The organism is Olsenella sp. KH1P3 (assembly GCF_900167315.1).
GTDB classification, from domain to species: Bacteria; Actinomycetota; Coriobacteriia; order Coriobacteriales; family Atopobiaceae; genus Olsenella_J; species Olsenella_J umbonata_A.
Genome location: NZ_FUWQ01000011.1, coordinates 1 through 1,939 on the forward strand (window position 1 = coordinate 1; position 1,939 = coordinate 1,939).

A 1,939-nucleotide genomic window follows, 5' to 3' on the forward strand; every position below is an offset into this window, starting at 1 on the left:
GCCCCGCCCGCCGATTCCGCGTTGCCCCAGGGGCCGAAATGTATAGGAGTTGTGGAGGCCGCGATTCCCGGCCCCACGGGGCCGGAAGGTGCGTATAGTTATCTCTCGCGCCGCAGCGGGGCGAGGAGCTCCGGGCGACGCGGCGGACCTTGAAAACCGGATACTGCGATCGAAAGATCGACGAAAGACAGCACAAGCGAAGTTCGAATTTACGAACAGTCAATTCAAACCAAGCGAATCCAGATCAGCGGGATCCAGAGACGGACCTGTCTCCTTTTTCACTCGTGACCGGCCTCGGCCGGTGGCATTTGAACGGAGAGTTCGATCCTGGCTCAGGATGAACGCTGGCGGCGCGCCTAACACATGCAAGTCGAACGGTTAAAGCACCTTCGGGTGTGTATAAAGTGGCGAACGGCTGAGTAACACGTGGGCAACCTGCCCCTCGCACAGGGATAGCCTCGGGAAACCGTGGTTAATACCTGATACTCCGGGACCCCCGCATGGGGGACCCGGGAAAGCTCCGACGGCGAGGGATGGGCCCGCGGCCTGTTAGCTTGTTGGCGGGGTAACGGCCCACCAAGGCAATGATGGGTAGCCGGGTTGAGAGACCGACCGGCCAGATTGGGACTGAGACACGGCCCAGACTCCTACGGGAGGCAGCAGTGGGGAATCTTGCACAATGGGCGAAAGCCTGATGCAGCGACGCCGCGTGCGGGACGAAGGCCTTCGGGTTGTAAACCGCTTTCAGCAGGGACGAGGCCGCAAGGTGACGGTACCTGCAGAAGAAGCCCCGGCTAACTACGTGCCAGCAGCCGCGGTAATACGTAGGGGGCAAGCGTTATCCGGATTCATTGGGCGTAAAGCGCGCGTAGGCGGCCTGTTAGGTCGGGAGTTAAATCCGGGGGCTCAACCCCCGCCCGCTCCCGATACCGGCAGGCTTGAGTCTGGTAGGGGAAGGCGGAATTCCAAGTGTAGCGGTGGAATGCGCAGATATTTGGAAGAACACCGGTGGCGAAGGCGGCCTTCTGGGCCACGACTGACGCTGAGGCGCGAAAGCTAGGGGAGCGAACAGGATTAGATACCCTGGTAGTCCTAGCCGTAAACGATGGACACTAGGTGTGGGGGGATGTGCCCTCCGTGCCGCAGCCAACGCATTAAGTGTCCCGCCTGGGGAGTACGGCCGCAAGGCTAAAACTCAAAGGAATTGACGGGGGCCCGCACAAGCAGCGGAGCATGTGGCTTAATTCGAAGCAACGCGAAGAACCTTACCAGGGCTTGACATATAGGTGAAGCGGCGGAAACGCCGTGGCCGAGAGGAGCCTATACAGGTGGTGCATGGCTGTCGTCAGCTCGTGTCGTGAGATGTTGGGTTAAGTCCCGCAACGAGCGCAACCCTCGTCGCATGTTGCCAGCGGTTCGGCCGGGCACCCATGCGAGACCGCCGGCGTCAAGCCGGAGGAAGGTGGGGACGACGTCAAGTCATCATGCCCCTTATGTCCTGGGCTGCACACGTGCTACAATGACCGGCACAATGGGCTGCCACTGCGCGAGCAGGAGCGAATCCCCAAAGCCGGCCCCAGTTCGGATTGGAGGCTGCAACCCGCCTCCATGAAGTTGGAGTTGCTAGTAATCGCGGATCAGCACGCCGCGGTGAATGCGTTCCCGGGCCTTGTACACACCGCCCGTCACACCACCCGAGTCGTCTGCACCCGAAGTCGTCGGCCCAACCCGCAAGGGAGGGAGGCGCCGAAGGTGTGGAGGGTAAGGGGGGTGAAGTCGTAACAAGGTATCCGTACGAGAACGTGCGGATGGATCACCTCCTTTCTAGGGAGAATCACCTCTTCTAGAGAAGACATACACTTACGCGGACGGGTCCCGTCCATTCCCGCTGAAGCCTGCCTTTCGTCGCGCGAGAGCGCGCAGTGTCCGGTCTCCAGGG

The 1,939-nt window shown here is 61.2% G+C and carries 1 rRNA gene; it reads left to right on the forward strand.

The window, feature by feature from the left end:
• The first annotated feature begins 309 nt into the window (after positions 1-309).
• Positions 310-1,824: ribosomal RNA gene (locus tag B5D13_RS08570) — 16S ribosomal RNA — on the forward strand.
• Positions 1,825-1,939: the final 115 nt, after the last annotated feature.